Origin of the sequence: Streptomyces sp. NPDC102462 (assembly GCF_044765425.1) — a bacterium.
GTDB lineage: Bacteria > Actinomycetota > Actinomycetes > Streptomycetales > Streptomycetaceae > Streptomyces.
In genome coordinates, this window is sequence record NZ_JBIWKB010000035.1 from 22,565 (window position 1) to 42,647 (window position 20,083).

Below are 20,083 nucleotides of genomic sequence, written 5' to 3' on the forward strand. Positions count from 1 at the left end.
CCGTGATCGGCCTCGCCTCGGCGCCTGGACCACCCCCGGACCCGCACCCGGCAGCGCTTCGCCCCGCCGGGCGGCGGCCCGGCGGGGCGAAGTGGTCGGGATCTCGAATCCGCGGGCGGCGGCCCCCGTGGTGGGGTGGGGTCAGTCGACCTCGGCGATCGCCTGGGCGAACTGGGCCTTGTACAGGCGGGCGTAGGCGCCGTCGGCCGCCAGCAGGTCGGCGTGCGCGCCCTGTTCGACGATCGAACCGTTCTCCATGACGAGGATCGTGTCCGCGTCCCGGATGGTGGAGAGCCGGTGAGCGATGACGAACGAGGTCCGGCCGTGCTGGAGCTTCGCCATCGCCTTCTGGATCAGCACCTCGGTGCGGGTGTCGACGGAGCTGGTCGCCTCGTCGAGCACCAGGATCACCGGGTCGGACAGGAACGCCCGCGCGATGGTGATGAGCTGCTTCTCACCGGCGCTGACCCCCGTGCCCTCGTCGTCGATCACCGTGTCGTACCCGTCAGGCAGGGTGCGGATGAACCGGTCGGCGTGGGCCGCCCGCGCCGCCTCCTCGATCTCGCCGCGGGTGACCTCGCGCGCGGCGCCGTAGGCGATGTTCTCCGCGATCGTGCCGCCGAACAGCCAGGTGTCCTGGAGCACCATGCCGATGCCGGAGCGCAGTTCGTCCCGGGACATCCGCGCGATGTCGACGCCGTCCAGGGTGATGCGCCCGCCGGACACGTCGTAGAACCGCATGAGCAGATTGACCAGCGTGGTCTTGCCCGCACCGGTCGGGCCGACGATCGCGACCGTATGGCCGGGCTCCACCTTCAGCGACAGGTCCTCGATCAGCGGCTTGTCCGGGTCGTAACGGAAGGACACGCCCTCCAGCGCCACCCGGCCGCGCAGCTCGGCCGGCCGCTCGCCGGGCACCGGATCCGCCTCCTGCTCCTCCGCGTCCAGGAGTTCGAAGATCCGCTCGGCCGAGGCGACACCCGACTGCACCAGGTTCGCCATCGAGGCGACCTGGGTCAGCGGCATCGAGAACTGCCGCGAGTACTGGATGAACGCCTGCACATCACCGATGGACAGCGAGCCCGAGGCGACCCGCAGACCGCCGACGACCGCCACCAGTACGTAGTTGAGGTTCGAGACGAACATCATCAGCGGCTGCATGATCCCGCTGTTGAACTGCGCCTTGAACCCCGCCTCGTACAGCGCGTCGTTCTGCTCGGCGAACTGCCGCGCCGACTCCTCCTGCCGGCCGAACACCTTCACCAGGGTGTGCCCGGTGTACATCTCCTCGACGTGCGCGTTCAGTTTGCCGGTCGAGCGCCACTGCTGCACGAAGTGCGGCTGGGAGCGCTTGCCGACCCGGGTGGCGACGACGAACGACAGCGGCACGGTGACGAGCGCGACCAGCGCCAGCAGCCACGACACCCAGAACATCATCGCCAGCACGCCGATGATGGTGAGCAGCGAGTTGATCAGCTGCCCCATCGACTGCTGGAGCGTCTGCCCGATGTTGTCGATGTCGTTGGTGGCCCGGGACAGCACCTCGCCGCGCTGCCGCTTGTCGAAGTACGACAGCGGAAGCCGGGACAGCTTCGTCTGCACGTCCTCGCGCATCCGGAACATCGTGCGGTTGACGGACCGGTTCACCAGCCGGGTCGCCACCGCCATCAGCAGACCGGCCACCAGGAAGGTGCCCAGCGCGAACAGCAGGACATTGCCGACGGCGCCGAAGTCGATGCCTTGGCCCGGGGTGAAGTCGGTGCTCTTCAGCATGTCCGCGACGGCGCCCTCGCCCCGCTCGCGCATGGACTGGAGCACCTGCTCCTTGGTGGCCCCGGCCGGCATCTGGCGGCCGATGATGCCCGCGAACACCAGGTCGGTGGCCCTGCCGAGGATCTTCGGTCCGATCACGCTGAGGCCCACGCTCACGACCACGCACAGCAGCAGCCCGTAGATGGTGAGGCGTTCGGGCCGGAACTGGGCGATGAGCCGCTTGCCCGACTTCGTGAACTCCATCGACCGCTGGTCCGGTCCTGCCCCGCCCATCATGCGTCCCATGGGACCGGCCATCAGGCAGCCTCCGCTTCCGTGAGCTGGGAGAGCACGATCTCCCGGTAGGTCTCGTTGCCCGCCATCAGCTCGTTGTGCCGGCCCGTGCCGACGACCCGGCCCTCGTCCAGGACCACGATCCGGTCGGCGTCCCGGATGGTCGCCACCCGCTGCGCGACGATCACCACGGTGGCCTCGGCGGTCTCCCGGGCGAGCGCACCGCGCAGGGCCGCGTCGGTGGCGTAGTCGAGGGCGGAGAAGGAGTCGTCGAAGAGATAGATCTCCGGGCGCTGGACGAGCGTACGGGCGATGGCCAGCCGCTGGCGCTGACCGCCGGAGACATTGGTGCCGCCCTGCGCGATCGGTGCGTCGAGGCCGCCCTCCAGCTGCCGCACGAACTCCTTGGCCTGCGCCACCTCCAGCGCCTGCCACAGCTCCTCGTCGCTGGCGTCCGGATTGCCGTACCGCAGGTTGGTGGCGACCGTGCCGGCGAACAGATACGGCTTCTGCGGCACCAGACCGACCGTCCTGGCGAGCAGCGCCGGATCGACGCTCGCCACGGACACGCCGTCCACGAGCACCTCGCCCTCGGTGGCGTCGAACAGCCGCGGCACCAGTCCGAGCAGCGTCGACTTGCCGCTGCCCGTGGAGCCGATCACGGCGGTCGTCTCGCCCGGCAGGGCCACCAGGTCGACGGACCTCAGCACCGGCTCCTCGGCACCCGGGTAGCGGAACCCGGCCCCGCGGATCTCCAGGTGCCCGTGCCGGCGCAGCTCGGTGACCGGCGCGGTCGGCGGCACCACGGACGACTCGGTCCCCAGCACGTCCTGGATGCGCTCGGCGCACACCTCCGCGCGCGGCACCATCATGAACATGAAGGTGGCCATCATCACGGACATCACGATCTGCATCAGATAGGCGAGGAACGCGGTCAGGTCACCGATCGCCATGCCGCCGCTGTCGATGCGGTGGGCGCCGAACCACACGACCGCGATCGAGGAGACGTTCACCACGGTCATCACGATCGGGAACATCAGCGCGAGCATCCGCCCGGTGGCCAGCTGCATGTCGGTCAGCTCGCCGTTGGCCTTGCGGAACCGGTCCTGCTCGTAGGTGTCCCGGACGAAGGCGCGGATGACCCGGTTGCCGGTGATCTGCTCGCGCAGCACCCGGTTCACCGTGTCAAGGCGCTCTTGCATGGACCGGAACAGCGGACGCAGCCGGCGCACGATCAGCGTCACGCAGATGCCCAGCACCGGTACGACCGCGACCAGTACCGCGGACAGCGGGACGTCCAGGCCGAGGGCGAGGATGATGCCGCCCACGCACATGATGGGCGCGGACACCATCAGCGTGAACGACATCAGGACCAGCATCTGGACCTGCTGCACGTCATTGGTCGTACGGGTGATCAGCGAGGGCGCCCCGAAGTGGCCCACCTCACGCGCGGAGAAGGACTGCACCCGGCCGAAGACGGCCGCCCGCACGTCCCGGCCGAGCGCGGACGCGGTCTTCGCGCCGTAGTACACGGCACCGATGTTGCACACGACCTGAGCGAGGGAGATGCCGATCATCAGCGCGCCGAAGGACAGGATGTAACCCGTGTCACCCTTCACGACGCCGTTGTCGATGATGTGCGCGTTGAGCGTGGGCAGATAAAGAGTGGCGCTCGTCTGCAGGAGTTGCAGCAGCACCAGGAGAACTATGGGTTTCTTGTAGGGCCTCAGAAAGGTCCGCAGAAGTCGTATGAGCACGCTGGGTCTCTTCGGGTCGGCGAGTGGGGGCCGGTCGATGCGCCCTTGGCCCCTATCGTCGGACACTCCACCCGCGTTACCTCAACCGATTAACCCGATAGCGGGGGCAGCGCCCCGAAGGGGCGCGGGGAACTGCGCGGCCGGCCACGATGGTGCCGCAGCCGACCGACGACGTTCCACGGCCCTTCCCGCGGAGCGCTACGCCTGGAACGCCCCGGGATGGGTCTGTTCCCGTACCGACACGAACTGCTGGCGCACCGCCTGCCCCACGGCCAGATCGTCCCCCGGCTCCAGCACCTGCGCCGCCGCGCCCTGCCAGGCGGGCGGGGTACGCGGGTCGAGCGAGCCCTGCGAGACACCCAGCGCCCAGGCGGCCTGCCGGGCGGCACCGATCGCGGCGTAGTCGGCGGGCTGCGGCACCACGACCTGCGCGCCGAACAGCGAGGGCGCCGCCGCCTGCACCGCGGGCAGCTCGGCCGCCGGACCCAGCAGAAAGACCCGGCGCACCTCCACGCCCCGCCCGCGCAGCACGTCCAGCGCGTCCGCGAGAGAACACAGCATCCCCTCGAAGGCGGCCCGCGCCAGATGCTCCGGCCGCATCGACTCGCGCCGCAGCCCCGCCAGGGTCCCGGCGGTGTGCGGCAGGTTCGGGGTCCGCTCGCCCTCCAGATAGGGCAGCAGCACCAGACCGTGCGACCCCGGCGTCGACTTCATCGCCAGCTCGGACAGCCCCTCCAGGTCGGGCAGGCCGAGCAGTTCGGCGGTGCCGCGCAGGGCCCGTACGGCGTTCAGGGTGGTGACGACCGGCAGGTGCAGGCCGGTGGCGTCGGCGAGCGAGGTGATCATCCCGGACTGGTCGGTCAGCGCCTCCGGATGGACCGCCATCACGGAGCCCGAGGCGCCCAGCGACACCACGGCGTCCCCGAGACCGATACCGAGCCCGAAGGCGGCGGCCATCGTCTCCCCGGTCCCGGCGGAGATCAGCAGCCCCTCCGGCGTCGTACCGGCCGCGTCGGCCGGGCCGATCACCTCGGGCAGCACGGCCTGGTGACCGAGCGCCAACTCGATCAGATCGGGCCGCCAGGCGCCGGAGGCCGCCGACCAGTACCCGGTGCCGGAGGCCCCGCCCCGGTCGGTGGTCCGCCGCACCGGCCGGCCGAGCAGCTGCCACACCAGCCAGTCGTGGGCCTGGAGCAGCAGGGCCGTGCGCAGCGCGTTCTCGGGTTCGCTGCGGGCGAGCCAGCGCAGCTTGGTCACCGGCTGCGCGGCCTGCGGCACACTGCCCACCGCCCGCGCCCACGCCTCCCGCCCGCCGAGCGCGTCGATCAGGTCGGCCGCCGCGACCTGCGCCCGCTTGTCGCCGCCCACCAGCGCCGGACGCACCGTGTTGCCCTGAGCGTCGAGCGGGATCAGAGCGTTCTGCTGCGCGGAGACGCCGATCGCCTGCACGCCCTCCAGCAATCCGCCGCCGGCCGCCTCGCCCAGGGACAGGAGCCAGGCCTGCGGGTCGATGTCGGAGGGGCGCCCGCCGCCGGGACTCTCCACGGGGTGCGGCGCATAGCCCTGCCGGAGCACGGCCCCCGTGTCCGTGTCGCAGACGACGATGCGAGTGAAATCGGGCGAGCTGTCCAACCCGGCGACTATCCCCATGACCGAAATTCTGCCGTATCGCGGCGTCTGCTTCGGCCGTGGGCGGTGCATCGCCTCTCGGGTGCCCGGCCGGGCACCCGAGAAGCGGCCGACTACGCCGACTACGGGGCGCTGGTGCCCCAGTCGTCCCCGCCGGAGCCGCCGGCCGTGCGCTCCCGCAGGGTGCGCACCCGGTGGGCCACCGAGTCGGGCATGCGGTCCCCGACCTTGTCGCTCACGGTGTGCAGCGCCCGGCCCGCGAACTGCCGCCCCTGCTGGGCCGCCGTCTCCGCGGTGTTGCGGACGGCCGGGTTCTGCGCGAACTGCAGAGCGGACTTCTTCAGCTGCTCGTAACGCTCGCGTCCGGCCCTCGTCCCCAGTACGTAGCCCAGGGCGAGTCCGGCGACGAACGTGAGCCGGTAGCGCATGACGGCCACCCTTTCCTTGCGTAGGTCTGCTGGTACGACATCGGCGCGAGGAGAGTACCGATTGGCGGAGCACCCCCCTGCTTGCGCTAATGTATGTGTCGCAGCGAGCGCGCGCCCCCTGGCGGATACCCAGGGAGGTACGTCCGATGCACTGAGGCATTCCTCCGTAGCTCAATTGGCAGAGCAGCCGGCTGTTAACCGGCAGGTTACTGGTTCGAGTCCAGTCGGGGGAGCTCGGTCCTCCGTAGCTCAATTGGCAGAGCAGCCGGCTGTTAACCGGCAGGTTACTGGTTCGAGTCCAGTCGGGGGAGCATGCTGAACGAGGACCCCGTAGGGGTCCTTTTTCATGTCCGTATCGCATCCCGGGAACCAGCCGGCGCGGGGTGGAGTCCTCAAGGTCATGTGGAGCCGACCATCCGAGGCAGGAGATCGTATGAGCGGCTATGCTGCGGCAGACGGCGCGCACACTTGTACGCGACACGCCGCTATGGGGCGGTAGCTCAGCCGGTTAGAGCAGCGGACTCATAATCCGTCGGCCGTGGGTTCGAGTCCCACCCGCCCCACCGAGGCAGGAACGTTTTCACCTGCGGCAGAGCGTCGGCCCCTCCGTGCTGGAGGGGCTTTCGTCGTGCCTGAGGATCGTTGGCTGGGCCTTTGTTCGCCCGAGGGCCAGGCGATCATGTTGCCGGTGGATCACCAAGCAACCCGCCGCCGTGTCGGCGGAGCAACGCTCCGATGGCCGAACGACGGCCATCCTGGGACGCCGAACACGAAGCGGCCCGTACATGAGGGCATGGCTCGCCCGGCTCGGCCCTCGCAGGCGCACCCCGAGTACTGGGCGTAGGTCGGCGACACGACGGGCGGCGCCTCCGGGCGCATAGCCATGCCCGGTCGGCGAGCGGAACCAGGCGGTCCCTCGTCCGGCACGGGCCGCAGGCGCCCGCGCGGTCATCCCGGCCCCCGTCGGCCAGGGTGAGCAGTTCCCTGCGGGCCGAGCAGGCGCGGGGTCGTGGCAGGTGGAGCAGGCGCGAACGTGGAGGGTGGCGACGCGGTGGGCTTCGCCGGGCACGCACGTCGTGCTTGCTGGCTCGGAGTGCCGACAGAAAGGCGGTGTGGCGTTGACAAAGGTGTCAACGCCACGATGCTTGGCGGGAGTTCACCCGTGCGCTATAGGCGGGTTGCGTGCCCTATATGTCTGAGTAGGCTGGAAATACCGAAATGACCAATAAATGGCAAAGGGGTGTGGTCATGATCGGTAACTACTCGAAGCGGTCCATCGTTTCGGCTTCAGCTCTGCTCCTCGCCTTCGCGCCGGTCGGCCTTCAGCAGGCGGTGGCGGTCACGCCCAGCCAGACTCACAGCAACGCGTCAGCAGCGGTATCCAGTACGGATGACTACCGGAGGGGCTTCCAGGCCGGCTTCCGGAGCGGGTACTCGGACGCCAGGGACGACTGCAAGATGGAGCGCGGCCGACAGTACGGGCACGGGTTCAGCAGGGCGGGCGACTACACCCGCGGTTGGGCCAATGGCTACAGTGCGGGATTCGCCAGGGCAGAAGCCCGGTACTGCTGAGCCTGAGTCAACGCTTTGGCCGCGGGCGGTGGTTGCAAGGCGCTCGGCTGGGGTTTCCCAGCCGAGCGTTTTGCGTGAGCGGCCGTTGTGCCGGCCGGCCCGTCGCCGAACCGGTGTCTCCTCGCCCTCACTGTCTTCGTAGTGGTCAGGGTGTTGCGGTGACACCTTGGGCGATGATGTCGTCGACGGCCTGGCGCAACTCATCCTCGGTCAGGGTGGTGCACGCGCCCGCCCCGGCGGTGCCGCTGTCTGCGTCCGTGGAGTCGAGGAGCGTCTGTTCGATCCAGGCCCGGCAGGCGGCGAAGACGCCGGTGGACGTGGTCGGCGTGGGCTCGGCGGCGCCGGGCGTGGGAAGGTCGGAGACCCGGATGCCGTCGCCGAAGGCGTCCTTCAGGGCGTCGCCGGCGACCTTGTCCGCCTCGTCGCTCTTCAGCCATTCCGTGATCACTTCGCCGGTCAGGCGTCGCATTGTCCTGTCGTCGAGGCCGTCGCACGCGGCGGGCCGCACGCCTTCTTCGTCGTTCTTCGCGGCTTCGGACTGCTGCTCCTTCAGCGCGGCCCGGCAGGCTTCCGGGTCGGCCTCGGTGTCGCCGCTGCCGCATCCGGCCGTGAGGGCGGTGAGCGCGAGCAGGGCAGCGCACAGGACGGTACGGATCCTCATGTGTTCCCCCCAGTTGTCGCTGAGGGGGCATCATCCGTCGGGCGGCGATGCCGTGTGGGCTTCGTGGCCGTGTTGTGACCAGGACGGGGGGCTGTGTGGAGGCGGGTGGGAATGATGACGCCCCCTGCGTCTGCGGTGCGGAGTGCAGATCTCGGGTCCGACGGGCTTGGGCAGGGGCCGGGCTGGGCAGGACGATCAGGACGAGGCACCGGGAAGCATGAGGAGGGCGCCATGGACCGCCGGATCCGTGTTCGTGTCAGCCGTCGGCCCGCCGCCCCCCGCGGCCAGGAGATCGACCGCAGGACCCCCTCGGGGCGGATCCTGCCGTACTGAACGGCGTGGCCCGGCGCCGTCCGTTTCCCCGCCGTCCGTCTGCTCTCCCCGGTCCGAACCGGTGCCGCACCCGCGGGGTCATCCGCGGGTCCGTTGCCAGTCGTCGATGAACACCGGTTCTCCGCCGACCAGTTGCTTCAGTACGGCGCTGCCGGGTTCGACGGTCGTGCCGACGATGCCCGCGGGGCGGGGCAGGGGATCGTCGGTCGTACGGCCGTGGCGGGCCCGGTTCAGGCGGCCAGTGGGTCCAGGACCAGCGGCTCGATCTTGCCCTCCAGCATCGCGCCGATGCCCTGGACGGCGCACACGTCGGGCCGTTCGGCGATGTTCACCGGCATCCCGGTCGCCTCCCGCAGCATCTGGTCCAGGCCGGGCAGCAGCGCGGAGCCGCCGACCATGACGATCCCGACGTCGGCGAGGTCGGCGACCAGGTCGGGCGGGCAGTCCCGCAGCACCTTGCCGATGCCGTCGAGTACGGCGGTCAGCGGGGTGTGGATGGCCTCGCGCACGGCGGCGGTGTCGATCTGCACGCTGCGCGCGAGACCGGTGGCCACGTCCCGGCCGTGGATCACGGTGGACACCGGGCCGTGCGGGGTCAGGCCGTTGCCGGACAGGGCCAGTTGCAGCGGCCGTACGGACTGGCTGGGCAGCACCAACTCATGTGCGTGCCGCAGGTGTTGCACGATCGCATGGTCGACGGCCTCGCCGCCGACCGGGATCCGTTCCGCCGTGACGATCGAGCCGAGGGAGAGGACGGCGACCTGGGTGGCGGCGGCACCGCATACGACGATCATCGTGCCCTGGGCGCGTTCCACGGGCAGACCGCAGCCGACGGCGGCGGCGATCAGGGTGTCCACGAGTTCGACGCGGCGGGCGCCGAGGCCGGCGAGCGTCTCGATCGTCGCCCGCTGGGCCAGCGGATCGGCGTCGTGCGGGGTGCAGGCGGCGGCCCGCAGCCGCGCCTTGCGGCGCAGCGCGCGGCGGATCTTGTCGCCGAGGAGATGGCGCAGCATCCGCTGGGCCATCTCGATGTCGACGACGGTGCCACCGGAGACCGGCCGTACGACGCGGATGTAGCCGGGGGTGCGGCCCGTCATCCGCTCCGCCAGCTCGCCCACGGCGATGAGCGCGCCGGTGCGGGTGTTCACTGCGGCGGCGGACGGCTGGTCCACGACGAGGCCGACGCCCTTCACATAGACGCGGGTGCGGGCCGCGCCCAGATCGACGGCGAAGTGGCAGCGGCGCAACTGCTCCAGACTGACGGTCACGGCAGATCCTCCCGAGTGCGCAGGCCGTGGCGGTGCCGCCGGTTGGCGGGCCTCTTACGTATCCTCCGCCCCCGGCGCCCCGCACGCCTCCCGAGAGGGCCGACCGGGTTACCCCCGAACGGACACTCGGCCTGCGGCCCAAGGCCGACGACTCCGACCGGGAGGACAGCGTTACGCCGATCGGGTGGCATGCGGCCCGGCCGGGTGGCGGCGGTGAGGGTCGGTCGGTCGGGTCCCGGCCGGTGGTCACTCCCCGAGTGCATCTGTGGCGCGGGCCGGCCGGGGAGTGCGCCCCGGTGAGGGCTTTACGGAGTTGGGGCCGGTTTGGGGGGTGCCCCGGGGGTGGGTGGGGTTGGCGGGTTCATGCCGGGGCAGGTTTCCGCCCGGGCCTGGGTAACTCCGGGGCGACACAAGGTCCGTGACACTGCTGGGCAGCGTTCGACATGCACGTACGTACTCGACGCACGCGAACGAGAAGAGGCGTGGATGACCAGAGGACCAGTCAGACAGGGGGCGCCCCTCCTGGCGGCCGGGCTCGTGATCGCCCTGCTGCCTGCGGCCCCGGCGGTCGCGAACTCCGCCACCGCGGCCCCGCGTTCCCCGCACGCCGCCACCACCGTCACCCTCGTCACCGGCGACCGGGTGATCGTCACCGACGTCGGGCAGGGGAAGAAGACGGTCACCGTGCGGCGGCCGGCCGGCGCCACCGGGGCGGTACGGACCCAGCGCAGCGGCGGCGACATCACCGTCGTACCCGACGAGGCCCTGCCCCATCTGCGGGCCGGCACCCTGGACCGGCGGCTGTTCGACGTCAGCGGGCTGATCCGGCAGGGGCTCGGCGACGCCGGGACCGACGCGCTGCCGCTGATCGTCACCTACGACAAGGGCGTGCGGGCGGTCACACCGCGCGGCACCGAGCGGACCCGTAGCCTGACGAGCCTGCGGGGGGCCGCCGTCCGGGCCGGCAAGGGCCGTACCTTCTGGCGGGAGTTCACCGCGGGCGACGGCATCGACAAGGTCTGGCTGGACGGCCGGGTCACCGCCGACATGGCCGAGAGCAACGCCCAGATCGGCACGCCGGCCGCCTGGGACGCCGGGCTGACCGGCAAGGGCGTCACCGTCGCCGTCCTGGACACCGGGGCCGATCTGAGCCACCCCGACCTCAAGGACCGGGTCACCGCCGCCAAGAGCTTCGTCGACGGCCAGGAGGTCGCCGACCGCGACGGCCACGGCACCCATGTCGCCTCCACCGTCGGCGGCAGCGGAGCGGCCTCGGACGGCCGGGAGAAGGGCGTCGCCCCCGACGCCACCCTGGCGGTCGGCAAGGTGCTCAGCGATCAGGGCTCGGGCAGTGAGTCCCAGATCATCGCCGGCATGGAGTGGGCGGCCCGGGACGTCAACGCCAGGATCGTCTCGATGAGCCTCGGCTCCACCGAGCCCGGCGACGGCACCGACCCGATGTCCCAGGCCGTCGACGCCCTGTCGAAGGAGACCGGCGCCCTGTTCGTCGTCGCGGCCGGCAACACCGGCGCGCCCTCCTCCATCGGCTCGCCAGGCGCCGCCGACGCGGCCCTGACCGTCGGCGCGGTCGACTCCGCCGACCAGGCGGCCTACTTCACCAGCGCCGGACCCCGGTACGGCGACAACGCCCTCAAGCCCGACCTGTCGGCGCCCGGTGTCGACATCCTCGCCGCCCGCTCCGGTCTCGTCCCCGGCAGCGGCCCGTACACCACGATGAGCGGTACGTCGATGGCGACCCCGCACGTCGCCGGGGTGGCCGCCCTGCTCGCGCAGCAGCACCCCGACTGGAGCGGCGCCCGGATCAAGGACGCGCTGATGTCGACCTCGCGGCAACTCGACGCGTCCGCCTATGTGCTGGGCGCGGGCCGGGTCAGCGCGCCCGCCGCGGTGACGGCCGAGGTGACCGCCACCGGCAGCACCGACCTCGGCTTCTACGCCTGGCCGTACCCGGCGAACGAACCCGTCACCAGGACGGTGACCTACACCAACTCCGCCGACACCGATGCCGAGTTGACGCTCTCCGTGCGGGGCGCGCCGGACGGTGTGGTCTCCCTCGCCGACACCGCGCTCACCGTCCCCGCGCACGGCACCGCGTCCACCACCGTGACCGGTGACGGCACGGGCGCGCCGGTCGGCACCAGCAGCGGACAGATCGTGGCCGTCGACGCGGCCGGCACCACGGTCGCGCACACCGCGTTCGGGCTGGTCAAGGAGGAGGAGCGGTACACGCTCACCGTGCACGTGAGGGACCGGGACGGCGCGCCGGCCGCCGCCGACCTCACCGTGCAGCGGCTCGCCGCGGGCGCCGACGCCCTCCCCGCCTCCGTCGGCGACTCCGGCACCCTGAAGCTGCGGCTCCAGCCGGGCACGTACGCCCTGGCCTCCTTCCTGGACGTGCGCGGCGGCCACGGCGCCGACTCGCTCGGTCTCGGCTTCCTCGCCGCACCCGAGGTCGTCCTGGACCGGGACCGTGAGATCACCCTGGACGGACGGAGGCTGCGCGAACTGCGCACGGAGGTCCCGCGGCGCACCGAGACCCGCCAGCTGGTCATGGAGTACGACCGGCAGGCGAACGGCGCCGACCTGTTCGGCGCGGTCCAGGTGCCGCTGACCTACGACAGCGTCTTCGCCGCGCCCACCGACCCGGTCACCGAGGGCGGCTTCGAGTACCGCACGGTGTGGCGGCTCGCCAAGCCGCAGCTCGACGTCAAGGGGATCGGGGAGGCCACCGTCCAGTCCGGCGGCACCCTGATCGAGGGCCGCACCCGACTGCCGCTGGTGGACGTCGGCGACGGCCCGGTCACCGGGGTCGCGGGCAAGGCGGTGCTCGCCCGGCTCGCCGACGGCGCCGACCCGGCCGCGCTCGCCCGGGCCGCCCAGGACGCGGGCGCCGAGGCGCTGTTCGTCACCGATGACACGCCCGGACGGCTGATGGCCTGGTGGGGCACGGACGACAACGCCGACCGGCCGCTGCAGATCGCCACGGTGAACGCCGCCGACGCGGCGAAGCTGCGCCTGGCGGGCCGCGTCGACATGACGGGGACGCGTAACTCGCCGTATGTGTACGACCTTTCCGAGGGCCACCGGGGCGCGGTCCCGGACCGGGACCTGACCTACGCGCCGAGTGGCCGCCAACTCGCCGCGCTCGACGTGAAGTTCCATGCCGGCAGGGCGCTCGACGGCAGCGAGTACCGGTACTCGATCACCGACGCCTTCCCGATCGGCCTCGGCTTCCAGGAGCGCGTCGACCTGCCCGCCGAGCGTACGGACTATGTGTCCACCGGGCCGGGACAGCGGTGGCAGGAGTCGGTGACCGCCGACGGCGGGGCACTGGAGGAACGCGGCGGGCCGGTGCGCTACTCGGGCGGATCGCGCCCGACGCTGAACTGGTTCCGCCCGGTGTGGCATCCGTGGCTGGGCACCGGGCTCGGCTCCGGTCAGCAGCGCTCCGGCAACCAGCTCCAGTTCAACACCCCCGGCTGGGGCGACTCCGGGCCCGACCACACCGGCTTCGGCGACGTGTGGAGCGAGGGCACCGGCATGACCCAGTACACCGAGGTGTACCTGGACGGCACCCGGGTGGACCGGCGCAACGGCTCCGCCGCGTACGTGTGGGACGCGCCCGCCGACGAGCACACCTACCGGGTGGTCACCGACACCGCCCTGGACGCCGACCGCTGGCTGCCGGCCACCCGGGGCCACGCCGAGTGGACCTTCCGGTCGGCGGCGACCCCCGAGGACCGCTGGACCCGCCTCCCGCTGATCAACCTCTCCTTCGACATCGACACCGACCTCGCGGGCAGGGTGCGCGACGGCCGGGTGCCGGTGCGGCTCGGCGCCTCGTACGTGGCGGACGCGGTCGGCACCGGGAGGCTCGGCGGCGGCACGCTCGACGTGTCGTACGACGACGGCGCGTCCTGGCAACGGGTCGGGCTCACCCCAGACCGCGGCCCCACCTGGCACGGCACGCTGACCGTACCCCGCAAAGCCACCCACATCTCCCTACGAGCCTCGTCCCACGACAACCAAGGCACCTCGGTGACGCAGGAGATCATCCGAGCGACGGCGGTGAGATAACAGCACCCCGCGCCCCATAGGGGCGCGGGGAACTGCGCGACAAGCCACGACGGCGCCGCAGCCGAAGATGGCACCGCAGCCACCATGGCGCTGCAGTCGACGGTGCTGTAGCCGACGGTGCCGCCACAGCCCCGCCCTCCCCGCGGAGCGCTCGGTGTTAAAGCGAGCGCTTCATGATCTTGCCCAGCTCATTGCGGGGAAGCGCGTCCAGATGCCGGACGACCCGCGGCCGCTTGTGCGGGGCCAGGCGGCGGGCCACATGGTCGGCCAACTCCTCCGCTCCGGGCGGGAACTGGGGATCCACGGGCACGATCCAGGCCACGATCCGCTCGCCCAGATCCGCGTCCGGCTCCCCGGTGACGGCCGCCTCGCTCACCCCCGGATGTTCCAGCAGCGCGTTCTCGACCTCCCCGGCGCCGATCTTGTAACCCCCGCTCTTGATCAGGTCGGTGGCCTTCCGGCCGACGATGCGGATATAGCCGTCGGCCTCGCGCACCGCCATGTCGCCGGTGCGGAACCAGCCGTCCGCGGTGAACGCGGCGGCGGTGGCGTCGGGCCGGTTGAGGTACCCGGTGAACAGGTTCGGCCCGCGCACCTGGATCTCGCCGATGGTCTCCCCGTCGTACGCAGCGAGGACCGTGCCGTCCTCCTCCACCAGCCGCAGCTCCACGCCCGGCAGCGGCACCCCGACCGTGCCCGCGCGCCGCGCACCGTCGGCCCGCACGCTCGTGTTCATCAGCGTCTCCGTCATGCCGTACCGCTCGATCACCCGCTGCCCGGTCGCGGCCGTGATCCGCTCGTGGTCGTGCACCGGCAGCGGGGCCGAGCCGGAGACCAGCAGCCGGGCCCGGCCCAGCGCCTTGGCCAGCCCGGGGTCCTCGGGCAGCGCCTCGGCGATGCGGTGGTACATGGTCGGCACCCCGAAGAACATGGTCGCGCCGTCGTTCAGCTCCCGGGTCACGCCCTGGGTGTCGAACCGCCCCAGGTGCCGCACCGAGCCGCCGCGCCGCAGCGGGCCGAGGACGCCCAGCACCAGCCCGTGCACATGGAACAGCGGCAGCCCGTGCACCAGGACGTCGTCGGCGGTCCACCGCCAGGCGTCGGCCAGCGCGTCCAGGGTGGCGGCGAGCGCGCGCCGGGGCAGCACCGCGCCCTTGGGCGGGCCGGTGGTGCCGGAGGTGTAGACGATCAGCGCGGGGTCGCCGTCCGCCGCACGGTCCTCGGGGACCTCGCCGCCGCCGTGCGCGTCCACGTCGAGCCGGGTCAGCGCGTCCAGGGGGGCCGGGAGCCGGGTGCCGGGCGCGGCCAGCACCAGGGAGGGCGAGCTGTCGGAGAGGATGTGGGAGAGTTCGGCATTCCCGGACTTCGGGTTGAGCGGTACGGCGGCCACCCCGGCGAGCAGCGCGCCCACCACCCCGACGGCCGTCTCGGGCTCCGGCGTCGCCCAGACGGCGACCCGGCCCGCGCCCCGGAGGCGGGCGGCCACGGCACCCGCGGCGGCGCCCAGTTCCGCGTACGTGAGTGACCGCTCGCCGAACCGCAGGGCGACGCGCTCGCCCGGACCGCCCGCCAGGGCCGGAAAGAGAAGGGACACGCGGCGCACTCCTTACCCGTCGGGGAGCACCGGCAACAGCGCTCCGCACGCTCCTGTGCCCCCGACGGTAGAGGATCGGACCGCCGGTGAGGACGCGGTCGGTGCGGGAGCGGCGGGACGCGGCGGCGCGCTCAGGCCGCCGTCCGGACCACGTCGGCGACCACGCAGCTGACGTTGTCCGGGCCGCCGGTGGCGTTCGCCTCGCCGATCAGGGCGCCGACCGCCGCGTCGGGGGTCGCGGCCGTGGCCAGCACGTGCGCGATCCGCTCGTCCGCCACGACCCCGGACAGGCCGTCGGAGCACAGCAGATACCGGTCGCCGGGCAGCGCGTCACGCAGCTTCAGGTCGGGGGCGGTGCCGGCGTCACCGCCGAGTGACTTCAGGAGCAGGGCGCGCTGCGGATGCGCGGTGGCCTCCTCCGGGGTCAGCCGGCCCTCGTCGAGCAGCGACTGGACCACCGTGTGGTCGTGGGTGATCCGGAACAGCGAGCCGTCGCGCAGCAGATACGCGCGCGAGTCCCCGATGTGCACGAGGGCCAGCCGTGAACCCGTCAGCAGCAGCGCGGTCAGCGTGGTGCCGGCCTCCGCCGCGCCGCCGGCCGCGTCCCGCACGGCCTGGTGCGCGCCCTGGACGGCGTCCTCCAGCAGGTTCAGGACGCTGCCCCCGGACGCTTCCGCGCCCTCCAGGAACTTCAGCGCCTCCACCGCGGCGCTGCTGGCCGGCGCCCCGGCGGGCCCGTACCCGTCGGCCACGGCGAGCAGACGCGCGCCCGCGTACGCCGTGTCCTGGTTGGCGGGCCGCACCCGGCCGGTGTCGGAGCGGGCGCAATGACGCAGTTCCAGCATGACGGTGTCCTTCCTCGGGTCTGCGCTCAGATGGTGGACGAGGAACGCGGCGAGGTCCCGGCGCGCGGCCGTCTCGGCCTCCACCCGCGCCCAGTGGGCGCGGATCTCCCGTGCGGCGGCGGCCGGTTCCAGCGCGCTCACCGCGCGGATCCCGGTGAGCGGCATGCCCAGCCGGCGCAGCCAGGCCACCAGCCGGGCCCGCTCCAACTGCTCGACGGCGTAGTACCGGTACCCGGTGTCCGGGTCGACCCGCGCGGGCCGCAGCAGGTCCAGCTCGTCGTAGAGCCGCAGCGCCTTCGGTGAGAGTCGGCTGGCCCTCGCGAAGGCGCCGATCGTCAGCATCTCCATGCCCCACCCCCGGGTGCCGCCGTGCTCGTCGTCCCGCCACCGATGCTGCGGCTTCACCGAGGGTGAAGGTCAAATCGGTTGCCGCGGTCGGTGTCGTGATGGTTAGCCTGCGATCCGATCATCCGCCGCATACGTACGCAGAGGGAGCCCGCCGTGCCCCGTATCGCACTCGCCACCTACGACCCCGGAACCGAGCCGAACCGGGACCGCGACCTGCCGGTCCTGCTGCGCGCCCTGACGGACGCCGGGGCCGAGGCCGCCGCCGTGCACTGGGACGACCCCGGCGTCGACTGGAGCGGATTCGATCTCGTCGTCATCCGGTCCACCTGGGACTACGCCTGGCGGGCCGAGGAGTTCGTGGCGTGGGCGGAGCGGGCCGGCAAGGCGACACGGCTGGCCAATCCGGCCGCCGTCGTGCGCTGGAACACCGACAAGCGGTACCTGGGGGACCTCGCGGCGGCGGGCGTGCCCGTCGTGCCGACCCGTTATGTCGCGCCCGGGTCCGCGGCCGAACTCCCGGACGACCGGGACTTCGTCGTCAAGCCGACCTTCGGCGCGGGCGCCCGGTACGCCGCGCGGTATGCGCCCGGCGAGCGCGGCACGGCGCTGCGGCAACTGGCCCGCATGCACGAGGAGGGGCTGACCGCGATGGTGCAGCCCTACGTCCGCGGCATCGACGTAGGCGGGGAGCGGGCCCTGCAGTTCTTCGGCGGCCGGCTGCTGCACGCCAGCCGTAAGCGGGCCGTGCTCGCGCCCGGCACGGCGTACGACGCGGAGAAGGTGGCCCACCCCGACCTGGAGCCGTGGCTGCCGACACCGGCCGAACTCGCCGTCGCCGAGCGCGCGCTGGCCGCCGTACCCGACGCGCCCGAACTGCTCTACGCGCGCGTTGACCTGGTCGACGGCGAGGACGGGACCCCTCAGGTCATGGAACTGGAACTGATAGAACCCAACCTGTTCCTCTTCCTGCACCCCGCATCGCTGCCCCTGGTGACGGAGACGATCCTGAAGGAATGCGCCCCGTAGGGGCGCGGGGCTGTATCGATATGCGGCTCCGCCGCGTGGGCGCGACCAGCCACAACGCACCCGCACCCGACCAGCTACCGGCGCGTCACCCCAAGGCGCCGTAGGCAACCCGTTGCAACAAGCCCCAAGTGAACTCGGCGACCACCCCCCGGCGGACGCCGCCCGCGTCGGGGGCCGTGAAGGCGAGGCCCCAGCGGGTGGGGGCCGTGCCCTCCAGCGGTCGGGCCGGGGCGAAGGCGCGGGCCGCCTCGTCGACTGTGCACGACCAGGGGGTGAGGTCTTCGAGGCGGGCGAGGCGCGGCGCGGCGGCGCCCGGCGCGCGGACCAGCCACTCGGTCCAGACCGTGCCCGTGCCGGCGACCAGCACCTCGAAGCGCAGGTCGGGCCAGAGCGGGACGGGCCACTGCCACACCGCGCACTCCAGGTCGCCGATGGTGCGCTTGCCCTCCGACTCGGGCGGGCCGAGCACCGAGCGGTACCGGGAGGCCGCCGGGCGCGGCCTGGGGGAGCGGACCATCGCCTGCCAGCGTTTGTTGGCCTCGCGCATGTCCGCGAGGGACACGCCCAGCTCGCGCCGGGCGTCCTCGACCAGGTCGGGGTTGTGGTCGGCCATGCGGCGCAGCAGCACCAGCTGGAAGTCGAGCGGGCCCAAGGGGGCGGCGGGGCGCTTGGCGGAGGACGGCATGGGCACCATCGTCGCCCACCGGCCCGGTACGCACCCATTGCCGGGGCAATCCTCCATGACTAGCCTGTGTTCGTCATGCCGATCGCCTGTTGAAATCTCGAACACAGGCGCTGATCAAGGGAGGGGACCGGAGGATGGGACGCCTCGTACCCGCCGTGACCCGGGCTCTCGACATACTTGAGCTCTTCCTCGACGGGGACGGCACGCTCTCCGCCCCCGACATCGTGCGCAGGCTCCAGCTGCCGCGCACCACCGTGCACGAGCTGGTCACCACTCTCGCCGCCCGCCAGTACATCGTGCCCGTACCCGGACAGCCCGGACGATACCGGCTCGGGGTGCGCCCCTACCAGCTCGGCAGCCGCTACGCCGAGCAGCTTGACCTGGCCGCCGAGGGCCAGCAGGTCGCCCGCTCGGTCGCCGAGACCTGCGACGAGACCGTGCACGTGGCGATCCTGGACGGCACGGACGTCATCTACATCGCCAAGGTCGACTCCACGCACGCGGTGCGCATGGTGTCCGCGGCCGGCCGCAGGCTGCCCGCCCACTGCACCTCGGTCGGCAAGATGCTGCTGGCCTCGCTGCCCGAGCCGGAGCTGGCCGCGCGCATCCCGGACGGCGCCGAGCTGGCCGCCATGACCCCCAACAGCATCACGGACCCCGGCGCGCTGCGCGCGGCACTGGCGGGGATCCGGGAGCGCGGCATCGCCGTGGAGAGCCGCGAGTCCAACCCGGACGTCAGCTGTGTCGCGGCCCCGGTCCGCGACCGCACCGGCCAGGTGGTCGCCGCGCTGTCCATCTCCGTGCCCATGATCCGCTGGAGCGACGAGCGGCTGGCCGAACTGGAGAACCTGGCCGCCAAGGGCGCGGTCGAACTGTCGGAGCGCCTGGGACATCGGAGCGTGGCATGACCGGGTACGAGGTGGCGGTGCGGGCCGAGGCGGCGCTCGGCGAGGGACCGACCTGGGACCCGGTGACGGGCCGGCTGCTGTGGATCGACATCCTCGGCATGCGGGTGCACGGCTACGATCCGGCATCCGGCCGCCGCACGGTCCGCACGACCGAGCAGCACGTCGGCGCCGTGAAGCCGCGCGCGGGCGGCGGCATGGTGCTGAACCTCCGGGACGGGATCGCCCTGCTGGACCCGGACGGCGCCTTCCGCTGGCTGCACCACGAGCCGGTGCCGGGCCGTCGCGCGAACGACGCCGCCGTCGCGCCCGACGGCGCGCTGTGGGCAGGCACGATGCGCTACGACGAGACGGCGGGCGGCGGCACGCTGTCCCGGGTCACCGGCGCCGGTGAGGTCCGCACGGTCCTACCGTCCGTCACGGTGAGCAACGGCACGGGCTGGAGCCCCGACGGGCGTCTGATGTACTACGTCGACACTCCCACGCGCCGCATCGACGTCTTCGACTTCGACGGCGAACAGGCCCTGAACCGGCGCCCGTTGGCCGAGATCGAGGAGGGTGCCGGCTTCCCCGACGGCCTCACGGTCGACGCCGACGGCTGTGTGTGGGTGGCGCTGTGGGACGGCGCGGCGGTACGCCGCTACACGCCCGGCGGCGTCCTGGACCGCGTACTCACCGTACCGACGGCACGCCCCACGGCGTGCGCCTTCGGCGGCACGGACCTCACCGACCTGTACATCACCACAGCCCGCACGGGCCTGAACACCCCCCACCCCCTGTCGGGTTCACTCCTGGTGATCCCCACAGCAGGCAAGGGCCTCCCTCAACCCCCGTTCACCGGTTAAAACGAAGCCGAGGGGCAGCGCCCCGTCAGGGGCGCGGGGCTGT

General features: G+C 72.3%; 14 protein-coding genes, 3 tRNA genes and 1 pseudogene. 8 read left to right on the forward strand and 10 right to left on the reverse strand.

From position 1 onward, the window contains the following. Window positions 1–141 precede the first annotated feature (141 nt). The 4 genes from ACIRFL_RS27090 to ACIRFL_RS27105 form a co-directional block, all read right to left on the reverse strand. The gene (locus ACIRFL_RS27090) at window positions 142–2,070 is read right to left on the reverse strand and encodes an ABC transporter ATP-binding protein (RefSeq protein ID WP_404033416.1); all 1,929 of its coding nucleotides are present in this window, start codon (window positions 2,068–2,070) and stop codon (window positions 142–144) included. Then, complete coding sequence (locus ACIRFL_RS27095; RefSeq protein WP_404033418.1) at window positions 2,070–3,803, reverse strand: ABC transporter ATP-binding protein; 1,734 nt, start codon at window positions 3,801–3,803, stop codon at window positions 2,070–2,072. The genes ACIRFL_RS27090 and ACIRFL_RS27095 overlap by 1 nt, the downstream gene beginning before the upstream one ends. 198 nt (window positions 3,804–4,001) lie before the next feature. Then, window positions 4,002–5,453 (reverse strand): FGGY family carbohydrate kinase, encoded by a 1,452-nt coding sequence (locus ACIRFL_RS27100; protein WP_404033420.1) that lies wholly within the window; start codon window positions 5,451–5,453, stop codon window positions 4,002–4,004. A 101-nt stretch (window positions 5,454–5,554) separates the two neighbouring features. After that, the gene (locus ACIRFL_RS27105) at window positions 5,555–5,860 is read right to left on the reverse strand and encodes a YtxH domain-containing protein (protein WP_404033422.1); all 306 of its coding nucleotides are present in this window, start codon (window positions 5,858–5,860) and stop codon (window positions 5,555–5,557) included. A gap of 160 nt (window positions 5,861–6,020) precedes the next feature. Between ACIRFL_RS27105 and ACIRFL_RS27110 the strand changes: the two genes are divergently transcribed. The 4 genes from ACIRFL_RS27110 to ACIRFL_RS27125 all read left to right on the forward strand — a co-directional run bounded on the left by ACIRFL_RS27110 (window position 6,021) and on the right by ACIRFL_RS27125 (window position 7,432). Beyond that, window positions 6,021–6,093, forward strand: a tRNA-Asn gene (locus ACIRFL_RS27110). Window positions 6,094–6,098: 5 nt separating this feature from the next. Next, window positions 6,099–6,171 (forward strand) — tRNA-Asn (locus ACIRFL_RS27115). 178 nt (window positions 6,172–6,349) lie between these two features. After that, window positions 6,350–6,423, forward strand: a tRNA-Ile gene (locus ACIRFL_RS27120). Between the two features lie 685 nt (window positions 6,424–7,108). Then, entirely contained in the window at window positions 7,109–7,432 is a 324-nt protein-coding gene (locus tag ACIRFL_RS27125; protein WP_404033424.1) for a hypothetical protein, read from the forward strand. A gap of 145 nt (window positions 7,433–7,577) precedes the next feature. Here ACIRFL_RS27125 and ACIRFL_RS27130 read toward each other — a convergent pair whose 3' ends face one another. From ACIRFL_RS27130 to ACIRFL_RS27140, 3 genes and pseudogenes are all read right to left on the reverse strand, one after another. Next, entirely contained in the window at window positions 7,578–8,093 is a 516-nt protein-coding gene (locus ACIRFL_RS27130) for a hypothetical protein (RefSeq protein WP_404033426.1), read from the reverse strand. A gap of 349 nt (window positions 8,094–8,442) precedes the next feature. Continuing rightward, window positions 8,443–8,633, reverse strand: a pseudogene (locus tag ACIRFL_RS27135) (histidine kinase); the annotation flags it as partial. 23 nt (window positions 8,634–8,656) lie between these two features. After that, window positions 8,657–9,694 (reverse strand): rod shape-determining protein, encoded by a 1,038-nt coding sequence (locus ACIRFL_RS27140; protein ID WP_404033428.1) that lies wholly within the window; start codon window positions 9,692–9,694, stop codon window positions 8,657–8,659. A 486-nt stretch (window positions 9,695–10,180) separates the two neighbouring features. Here ACIRFL_RS27140 and ACIRFL_RS27145 point away from each other — a divergent pair, with 486 nt between their 5' ends. Then, window positions 10,181–13,792, forward strand: coding sequence for a S8 family serine peptidase (locus ACIRFL_RS27145; protein WP_404033430.1), 3,612 nt, complete (start codon window positions 10,181–10,183; stop codon window positions 13,790–13,792). 157 nt (window positions 13,793–13,949) lie between these two features. Here ACIRFL_RS27145 and ACIRFL_RS27150 read toward each other — a convergent pair whose 3' ends face one another. Together ACIRFL_RS27150 and ACIRFL_RS27155 are read right to left on the reverse strand one after the other, a co-directional pair. After that, on the reverse strand, window positions 13,950–15,386 hold the full coding sequence (locus ACIRFL_RS27150) for an acyl-CoA synthetase (RefSeq protein WP_404033432.1): 1,437 nt from the start codon (window positions 15,384–15,386) through the stop codon (window positions 13,950–13,952). 131 nt (window positions 15,387–15,517) lie between these two features. Beyond that, a complete protein-coding gene (locus ACIRFL_RS27155) occupies window positions 15,518–16,579 on the reverse strand; it encodes a MerR family transcriptional regulator (protein ID WP_404033524.1) in 1,062 nt (353 codons plus the stop codon). Window positions 16,580–16,732: 153 nt separating this feature from the next. Between ACIRFL_RS27155 and ACIRFL_RS27160 the strand changes: the two genes are divergently transcribed. Continuing rightward, window positions 16,733–17,605 (forward strand): RimK family alpha-L-glutamate ligase, encoded by an 873-nt coding sequence (locus tag ACIRFL_RS27160; RefSeq protein ID WP_404033434.1) that lies wholly within the window; start codon window positions 16,733–16,735, stop codon window positions 17,603–17,605. A gap of 85 nt (window positions 17,606–17,690) precedes the next feature. On the opposite strand, the gene ACIRFL_RS27165 is transcribed toward ACIRFL_RS27160, so the two are convergent. Then, window positions 17,691–18,299: a hypothetical protein gene (locus ACIRFL_RS27165; protein ID WP_404033436.1), complete on the reverse strand. Its 609-nt coding sequence runs from the start codon at window positions 18,297–18,299 to the stop codon at window positions 17,691–17,693. A 125-nt stretch (window positions 18,300–18,424) separates the two neighbouring features. On the opposite strand from ACIRFL_RS27165, the gene ACIRFL_RS27170 reads away from it, so the two are divergent. Continuing rightward, window positions 18,425–19,198: an IclR family transcriptional regulator gene (locus ACIRFL_RS27170; protein ID WP_404033438.1), complete on the forward strand. Its 774-nt coding sequence runs from the start codon at window positions 18,425–18,427 to the stop codon at window positions 19,196–19,198. After that, entirely contained in the window at window positions 19,195–20,040 is an 846-nt protein-coding gene (locus ACIRFL_RS27175; RefSeq protein WP_404033440.1) for an SMP-30/gluconolactonase/LRE family protein, read from the forward strand. Before ACIRFL_RS27170 ends, ACIRFL_RS27175 begins: the two co-directional genes overlap by 4 nt. The last annotated feature ends 43 nt before the right edge of the window (window positions 20,041–20,083 follow it).